Below are 7,646 nucleotides of genomic sequence, written 5' to 3'. Positions count from 1 at the left end.
GATGTACCTGTTCCTGCAAAACTTCCGCTATACGATCATCCCGACCATCGTGGTACCGGTCGCGCTGCTCGGTTCCCTCGGCACCCTGCTCGCGCTGGGCTTCTCGATCAACGTGCTGACCATGTTCGGCATGGTGCTGGTGATCGGCATCGTGGTCGACGACGCCATCGTGGTGGTCGAAAACGTCGAACGCATCATGAGCGAGGAAGGCCTGCCGCCTTTGCAAGCGACGCGCAAGGCGATGGGCCAGATCTCCGGCGCGGTCATCGGCGTGACCGTCGTGCTGATTTCGGTGTTCGTGCCGCTGGCGTTCTTCTCCGGCGCGGTCGGCAACATCTACCGCCAGTTCTCGGCGGTGATGGTGTCCTCGATCTTCTTCTCCGCCTTCATGGCGCTGTCGCTGACGCCGGCGCTGTGCGCACACCTGCTCAAACCGGTCGAAGCGGGCCACGCCCACGCCAAGACGGGCTTCTTCGGCTGGTTCAACCGCGGCTTCGCCAAGACCGCCAAGAACTATGAAGGCTGGGTCGCGCGCATCCTGCGCCGCACCGGCCGCGCGCTGGTGGTGTTCGGGCTGCTGGTCGGCGTGGTCGCGCTGATCTATATGCGCATGCCGTCTTCGTTCCTGCCGAACGAAGACCAGGGTTCGATCATCGCCAACTTCCAGCTGCCTCCGGGCGCGACGCTGGAACGCACCGGCGCCGCGCTGCGCGAGGCCGAGGAATTCATCCTCAAGCAGCCGGAAGTCAAGAGCATGGTCGGCGTACAGGGCTTCAGCTTCTCGGGCCAGGGCCAGAACATGGCGCTCGCCTTTATCACGCTCAAGCCGTGGGACGAGCGCAAGGGCGAAGGCCAGGGCGCGGCGGACCTCGCCGGCCGCATCAGCGCACGCATGTCGCAGGTGCGCGATGCCTTCATCTTCGCCATCAGCCCGCCGCCGATCCCGGAACTGGGCAGCGCCTCCGGCTTCTCGTTCCGCCTGCAGGACCGTGGCGGCAACGGGCGCGAAGCGCTGCTCAACGCGCGTAACCAGTTGCTGGGCATGGCCGCCAAGAGCCCGATCCTGGCCGGCGTACGTCCTGAAGGCCTGGAAGACGCGCCGCAAGTCGAACTGCAGATCGGCCGCGACAAGGCCAACGCCCTGGGCGTAAGCTTCGACGCGATCAACGCAGCGATTTCGACGTCGCTGGGTTCGTCCTACATCAACGACTTCCCGAACGTCGGCCGCCTGCAGCGCGTGGTGGTCCAGGCCGATGCGCCCGCGCGCATGCAGCCTGAAGACCTGCTGCGCCTGAACGCCACCAACAACAAGGGCCAGCAAGTGCCGCTGGCATCGTTCGCCAGCACCCGCTGGGTGACCGGTCCGATGCAGACCGTGCGCTACAACGGCTATCCGACCGTCCGCATCGCCGGCGATGCCGCGCCGGGCTACAGTACCGGCGCGGCGCTGGACGAGATGGAAAAGCTGGCGGGCCAGCTTCCCGCAGGCTTCGCGTTCGAATGGACCGGCCAGTCGCGCGAGGAAAAACTGTCGGGATCCACCGTGTTCGTGCTGTTCGGCTTCGCATTGCTGGCAGTATTCCTGGCGCTGGCCGCGCTCTATGAAAGCTGGTCGATCCCGGCGGCGGTGCTGCTGGTGGTGCCGCTTGGGGTACTTGGCGCGCTGCTGGCGGCGACCTTCCGCGGGCTGCCGAACGACGTCTACTTCAAGGTCGGCATCATCACCGTCATCGGCCTGGGAGCGAAGAACGCGGTGCTTATCATCGAATTCGCCAAGGACCTGCAGGCCAAGGGCCGCAGCGTGGTCGAATCGGCGCTGGAAGCCGCGCACCTGCGCTTCCGTCCGATCATCATGACCTCGCTCGCATTCATCCTGGGCGTGCTGCCGCTGGTGATTGCAAGCGGCGCGGGTTCGGCCAGCCAGCGCGCCATCGGTACTGGCGTGATGGGCGGGATGATTGTCGCTACGGCGCTCGGCGTATTCTTCGTGCCGGTGTTCTTCGTCGTGGTGCGAAAACTATTCAAGGGCAGCGAGCGCCAGCGCAAGAAGTACGCGCATGAGGAAGACGACGCACCCGCAGCAGTCGAGGTAAAGCATGATTAAGCAACTGACACGAACCGCAACCCCGCTGGCGCTCGCGCTGGCACTGTCCGGCTGCATGTCGCTGGCGCCGAAGTACGAGCGTCCGGCGGCGCCGGTGGCGGCCAGCTTCCCTGAACTGGCCGCATCGCCCGCCACCACGGCGGCAGCGTCGAGCATCGCATGGCAGCAGTTCTTTGCCGACGCGCGCCTGAAGCAGCTGATCGAACTGGCGCTGGCTAACAACCGCGACTTGCGCGTGGCCATCCTCAACATCGAGCAGGCGCGCGCCCAGTTCCAGGTCCGCCGCGCCGACCAGCTGCCGACCGTTGGCCTTGGCGCCAGCGGCAGCCGCGCCACCGAAAGCGACGACAGCATCCGCACCACCTACTCGGCCGGGCTGGCGGTTTCCAGCTTCGAGCTCGACCTGTTCGGCCGCGTGCGCAGCCTGTCCGATGCGGCGCTGGCGCAGTTTCTCGCGACCGAAGAAGCGCGCAAGGCCACGCATATCAGCCTGGTCGCATCGGTCGCCAATGCCTACCTGGCGCTGCTGGCCGACGACGAACTGCTGGACCTGACCCAGAAGACGCTGGCCGCGCGTAACGAGTCGCTCAAGCTGGTGCAGCTCAAGTACGACAACGGCGTTGTATCGAAGCTCGACCTGCAGCAGGCGCTGTCGCTGGTGGATGGCGCCCGCGTGGTGCTGGCGCAGCAGCAGCGCCAGCGCGCGCAGGACTACAACCTGCTGACGCTGCTGGTCGGCCAGCCGGTGCCGGCCGCACCGAACGGCGCCACGCTGGCCGGCACGATGCTGGCCGAGCTGCCGGCAGGCCTGCCGTCGGACCTGCTGTCGGTGCGTCCCGACATCCGCGCGGCGGAGCAGCAGCTGATTGCGGCGAACGCCAACATCGGCGCCGCGCGCGCCAACTTCTTCCCGCGCATTTCGCTGACCGGCAGCGCCGGCAGCGTGAGTTCGGAGCTGAGCGGCTTGTTCAAGAGCGGTTCGTTCGGCTGGTCGTTCGCGCCGCAGATGGTGCTGCCGATCTTCGACTACGGCCGCAACAGCGCGACCCTGGGCAGCGCGAAAGCGGGCCGGGATATCGCCGTGGCGCAGTACGAGAAGTCGATCCAGACGGCGTTCAGGGAAGTGTCGGATGCGCTGGCGGGGCAAGCTACCTTCAGCGAGCAATTGGCGGCGCAGCGCGCCGTGGCGGCGGCGGAAGCGGAACGCTTCAACCTGTCGGACCTGCGTTACCGGAGCGGTGCCGCGAGCTACCTGGATTTGCTCGATGCGCAGCGCTCGCTGTTCAGCGCGCAGCAGGCCGCAGTGCAGGCGAACCTGCTGCGCTTGCAGAACCAGGTGACCTTGTATCGGGTGCTCGGCGGCGGTTGGACCACCGTCCAATAGTCAGAAGGACGTAGGGCGGATAAGCGCAGCGCATCCGCGCGCAATGGCGGATGCGCATTCGCTTATCCGCCCTACGTTTTCATAGGAACATCTGTTGCAGATCGTTGAGGAACCGCTGCCCCAGTTCCGTCGGCCTGATCACCTTGTGATCGCGATAAATCAGGCCCTTCGCCTCGGCCGCATTCAACTGCTTCTCGATCTGGTTGATACTCAACCCGGTCCTCTCCCCAAACAAATTCGGATCGAATCCTTCGGTCAGCCTCAACGTGTTGAGCATGAACTCGAACCCCATCTCCGCGCGGCCGATTTCATATTCTTCCTGCACCGGATTGCCCTTGCGCGCAGCCTCCATGAAGGACTTCGGCTGCTTGAAGCGCGCCTGCCGCAGCACACGGTGCGGGAACGATATCTTGGAGTGCGCACCGGCGCCAATACCCAGGTAATCGCCGAACTCCCAGTAATTCAGGTTGTGGCGCGCCCTCTTCCCCGGCAGCGCGTACGCTGACACTTCGTAGTGCCCATAACCCGCCGCTGCCGTGGCCTCGGCAATCATGTCCTGCATGTCCGCACTCAGGTCGTCGTCCGGCAGCTGCGGCGGATACTTGGCGAACACCGTGTTCGGTTCCATGGTCAGGTGGTACAGCGACAAGTGCGGCGGCGAGAACGACATCGCGGTTGCCAGGTCCTGCCTCGCCTCCTCCAGCGTCTGCGTCGGCAGCGCATACATCAGGTCGAGGTTGAAGTTGTCGAAGTTCGCGTGCGCGATTTCCACCGCCCTGCGCGCCTCGGCGTCGTCATGGATGCGGCCCAGCGCCTTCAGGTGCGCCGAATTGAAGCTCTGGATGCCGATCGACAGGCGATTGATGCCGCTTTCGCGGTAAGACCTGAACTTCTCCGCCTCGAAGGTGCCCGGGTTGGCTTCCATGGTGATTTCGCAGTCGCCGTCGAGCGGCAGCAGCGAGCGCAGGTCCGACATCAGGCGGTCCAGCCCCTTGGCCGACATCAGGCTGGGCGTACCGCCGCCGATGAAGATCGTGTAGATCTTGCGGCCCCAGATCATCGGCAGCGCCTGTTCGAGGTCGAGCCGCAAGGCCGCGAGGTACTCTTCCTCCGGCACTTCGCCCTTGGCCTCGTGCGAATTGAAATCGCAGTAGGGGCATTTGCGCACGCACCACGGGTAGTGGATGTAGAGCGAGAGGGGCGGCAGCGCGGTGAGGTTCAGCGCGCCGGGCTGCAGGTACTGCAGGGCAGTCGTGGCGGGCGAGCGCGGTTCGGTCTTCGTATCGCCGGTGACGACTTTAATCGGGATCATTTCAGTTTTTCTACCAGTGCGCGCAGGGCCTGGCCGCGGTGCGACAGCGCGTTTTTCTCCGCCGGCGTCAGTTCGGCCGCGCATTTGCCCAGCGATGGAATGAAGAAGTACGGGTCGTAGCCGAAGCCACCCTTGCCACGCGGTTCGGCGACGATCTCGCCTTCCCACACGCCGTCCGCGATCACCGGCTGCGGATCGTCCGCGTGGCGCACGTAGACCAGCACGCAGTAGTAGTACGCCGACTTGTCGGCGTGGGCGGCCAGGTCGGCCACCAGTTTTTCGTTGTTGCGCGCGTCGGACTTCGGCTCGCCCGCGAAGCGCGCGGACCATACGCCCGGGGCGCCGCCCAACGCGTTGACGCACACGCCCGAATCGTCCCCCAGCGCCGGCAGTCCGGTCAGGCGCGAGGCGTGGCGCGCCTTTTCCAGCGCGTTCTCGACGAAGGTCGCGTGCGGTTCTTCCGCCTCGGGCACATTGAACTCGCCTTGCGGGTGCAGCGTGAATCCGATCGGGCCGAGGATTTCGCTGAATTCTTTCAGCTTGCCCGCGTTGTTCGACGCGAGGATGAGGCGTTGGGTCATGGGTATGAGGGATGATGAAGCGTGAGGCGACATTTTAACGTGAACGAGCGCACCGCGTTCCATGCTACATTTGCAACGTTGCCAGGAAAGCACACCAACCTATTGCCGAGAGAGCGCATCCCTTATGGGAAACCGATACCTCCTTGCCGGTGCGGCCGCACTGGTCGCCCACCTTCCGCACGCCCACATCGAGGAAGAGTTCACGTATCGCGGCATGTGTGATGCCTCCGCGGCGGCGGCGCTGGACGCACATCACTTCGTGGTCGCCAACGACGAGCGCAACCAGCTCAAGGTCTACACGCGCGGGACAGCCGATCCGGTGCACATCGTCGACCTGGCGCCCTTCCTCGGCACGAAGCCGGACAAGGAGTCCGACCTTGAAGGCGCGGCCACCATCGGCAGCCGTATCTACTGGATCTCGTCGCATGGACGCAACAGCAAGGGCAAGGAGCAGACGCGCCGCTACCGATTCTTTGCCACCGACGCGCTGCGGCGCGCGCCTTGGCTGACGCCGGCCGGGCAGCCGTACAGCGGGATGCTCGACGACCTGATCAATGCGCCGCAGCTGGCGAAGTACAAGCTGGCTGAGGCGGCTTCGCGCAATCCGGAACTGGAAGGCGCCTTCAATATCGAAGGCCTGGCCGCCACACCGCAAGGGGAACTGCTGGTCGGGATGCGCAATCCGGCGCCGCACGGCAAGGCGCTTGTCGTGCAGATGGTGAATCCGGATGAAGTCATCTCGGGCAAGAAGGCGCGTTTCGGCATGGTATTCGAACTGGACCTCGGCGGGCGCGCGGTGCGCAGCATGGAGCTGGTCGGGCTGGCGTACATGATCGTCGCCGGGCCGACCGGGAATGATGGGGATTTTGCGATTTACCGCTGGTCGGGCGATCCGGCGGAGCAGCCGCTGGAACTAAGCCATGTCAAGTTCGACACTACGCGGCCGGAAGCGCTGTTCGCGATTCCGGGGACGCACATGGTGCAGGTATTGAGCGACGACGGCGGCAAGCATTGCAAGGAGATCCCCGAGGAACAGCAGGCTTTCCGGAGCATCGTGGTCAGGCTTTAGAGGTGGCGGATCTCCGCGGGCGGCTTGTCCCAGATGTCGTTGCGGCCGTCGACGTACCTGACCGGGCCGCTGAGCAGTTCGTCCACGGTGACGTCGTCGAGGCAGCTGACGTTCAACCCGCAGAACGGACCGATACGGGGTGATGTTCCGAAGCCGAAGGCGCGCACGCCGCAGTGGCAGCAGAAATAATGCTGCTCGGTCTTGGTGTAGTATTCGTATTTGGTCAACTCGGCCTCGCCGGCAAGGAGGCGGAAGGCGTCGCGCTCGATCAGCACCGGCCACAGGCGCATCTTGGTGCAGATGGTGCAGTTGCACTTGAGGGTGCCTTTGTCGAAGTCGACGTCGGCTTCGAAGCGGACGACGCCGCAGTGGCAACTGCCATGGTAGGTTTTTTCCAAGTCCGCTTCTCCTCAAAGTTCGGCGGATGCGCGCTACGCGCTTATCCGCCCTTCTACGGCCCATTTTGTCCATTCCCGTGCCATGCGCACCATCTATGCATTCCCATGACGCGTAGATACTATGTATGAGGAGGGCGGGCCAGCAATAATCTCAAATTCATCCTAAAGTTAAAGTTCCACCAATATCTTTAAGGGAGAACGAGATGATGCCAGCCCGTGAAAATTATTTTACGCCTGCCGAATTGATTTTGGCAGTGTCCCTCGAACTTGCATCTAAGAAGTGGAAGATCGCCCTCCACGACGGTCAGCGCGAGAACGCCGCGATCAGGACTGTGGACGGGGAAGAACCGATGCAACGGCTGCGGCAAGTGCTTGCTGAGATCGCCCGGTGCAAGGAGAAGTGGGGGCTGCCCGAGAACGTCAGAGTGGTGGTTTTGTTCGAGGCTGGCCAGGACGGATTCTGGATAGCGCGGGCATTGGAACAGTTCGGAGTGAAGGCCGTGATATGCGATCCGGCGAGCCTTCAGGTGGCGCGCCACGCGCGCCGGGCAAAGACTGACCGGCTGGACGCCATCGCCTTGGTGAGCGCACTGCGGGCCTGGCTGGGCGGCAAGCGAGACGCCATGCGCATCATTCGCATCCCGCCGGTGGAGGCCGAAGGCAACGGCACCTGGCCCGTGACCGTGGCGAACTGCAGAAAGAGATGCTGCAACACTGCGACAGGATGCGCAAGCTGCTGCGCACTGTGGGCTGCTGGACCGCCGTTGCAGGGGACTTCAGCAGCGGCTTGAGCAAGGC

The 7,646-nt window shown here is 64.3% G+C and carries 7 protein-coding genes; 4 read left to right on the top strand and 3 right to left on the bottom strand.

Annotated features, from left to right (window positions below):
• On the top strand, positions 1 to 2,104 hold a 2,104-nt coding region (locus tag D3872_RS18165), incomplete at its 5' end, for an efflux RND transporter permease subunit (protein ID WP_119812130.1).
• Positions 2,097 to 3,488, top strand: a complete 1,392-nt coding sequence (locus D3872_RS18160) for an efflux transporter outer membrane subunit (RefSeq protein ID WP_119812129.1) — start codon at positions 2,097 to 2,099, stop codon at positions 3,486 to 3,488. The genes D3872_RS18165 and D3872_RS18160, both read left to right, overlap by 8 nt.
• A 79-nt stretch (positions 3,489 to 3,567) precedes the next feature.
• Here D3872_RS18160 and hemW read toward each other — a convergent pair whose 3' ends face one another.
• Together hemW and rdgB are read right to left on the bottom strand one after the other, a co-directional pair.
• Positions 3,568 to 4,800 carry a radical SAM family heme chaperone HemW gene (hemW, locus tag D3872_RS18155; protein WP_119812128.1) on the bottom strand — a complete coding sequence of 411 codons (1,233 nt, stop codon included), beginning with the start codon at positions 4,798 to 4,800 and terminating at the stop codon, positions 3,568 to 3,570.
• Positions 4,797 to 5,381: an RdgB/HAM1 family non-canonical purine NTP pyrophosphatase gene (gene rdgB / locus D3872_RS18150; protein WP_119812127.1), complete on the bottom strand. Its 585-nt coding sequence runs from the start codon at positions 5,379 to 5,381 to the stop codon at positions 4,797 to 4,799. Before rdgB ends, hemW begins: the two co-directional genes overlap by 4 nt.
• Positions 5,382 to 5,505: 124 nt before the next feature.
• Between rdgB and D3872_RS18145 the strand changes: the two genes are divergently transcribed.
• Entirely contained in the window at positions 5,506 to 6,450 is a 945-nt protein-coding gene (locus tag D3872_RS18145; protein ID WP_182915852.1) for a DUF3616 domain-containing protein, read from the top strand.
• Here the strand turns inward: D3872_RS18145 and D3872_RS18140 are convergent.
• The gene (locus D3872_RS18140; RefSeq protein WP_119812125.1) at positions 6,447 to 6,848 is read right to left on the bottom strand and encodes a GFA family protein; all 402 of its coding nucleotides are present in this window, start codon (positions 6,846 to 6,848) and stop codon (positions 6,447 to 6,449) included. The genes D3872_RS18145 and D3872_RS18140 overlap by 4 nt on opposite strands.
• A gap of 203 nt (positions 6,849 to 7,051) precedes the next feature.
• On the opposite strand from D3872_RS18140, the gene D3872_RS18135 reads away from it, so the two are divergent.
• Positions 7,052 to 7,639, top strand: coding sequence for a hypothetical protein (locus tag D3872_RS18135; RefSeq protein ID WP_119812124.1), 588 nt, complete (start codon positions 7,052 to 7,054; stop codon positions 7,637 to 7,639).
• Positions 7,640 to 7,646 lie beyond the last annotated feature (7 nt).

Origin of the sequence: Massilia cavernae (assembly GCF_003590855.1) — a bacterium.
Classification (GTDB): Bacteria; Pseudomonadota; Gammaproteobacteria; order Burkholderiales; family Burkholderiaceae_D; genus Telluria_A; species Telluria_A cavernae.
The sequence above is the reverse complement of the archived record's forward strand: the minus strand, read 5'-3'. Positions and strand labels throughout refer to the sequence as shown.

Coding starts and splice junctions, on each gene's coding strand:
- hemW (WP_119812128.1), bottom strand. CDS start 4,800: ATGATCCCGATTAAAGTCGTCACCGGCGATACGAAGACCGAACCGCGC.
- D3872_RS18145 (WP_182915852.1), top strand. CDS start 5,506: ATGGGAAACCGATACCTCCTTGCCGGTGCGGCCGCACTGGTCGCCCAC.
- D3872_RS18135 (WP_119812124.1), top strand. CDS start 7,052: ATGATGCCAGCCCGTGAAAATTATTTTACGCCTGCCGAATTGATTTTG.
- D3872_RS18160 (WP_119812129.1), top strand. CDS start 2,097: ATGATTAAGCAACTGACACGAACCGCAACCCCGCTGGCGCTCGCGCTG.
- rdgB (WP_119812127.1), bottom strand. CDS start 5,381: ATGACCCAACGCCTCATCCTCGCGTCGAACAACGCGGGCAAGCTGAAA.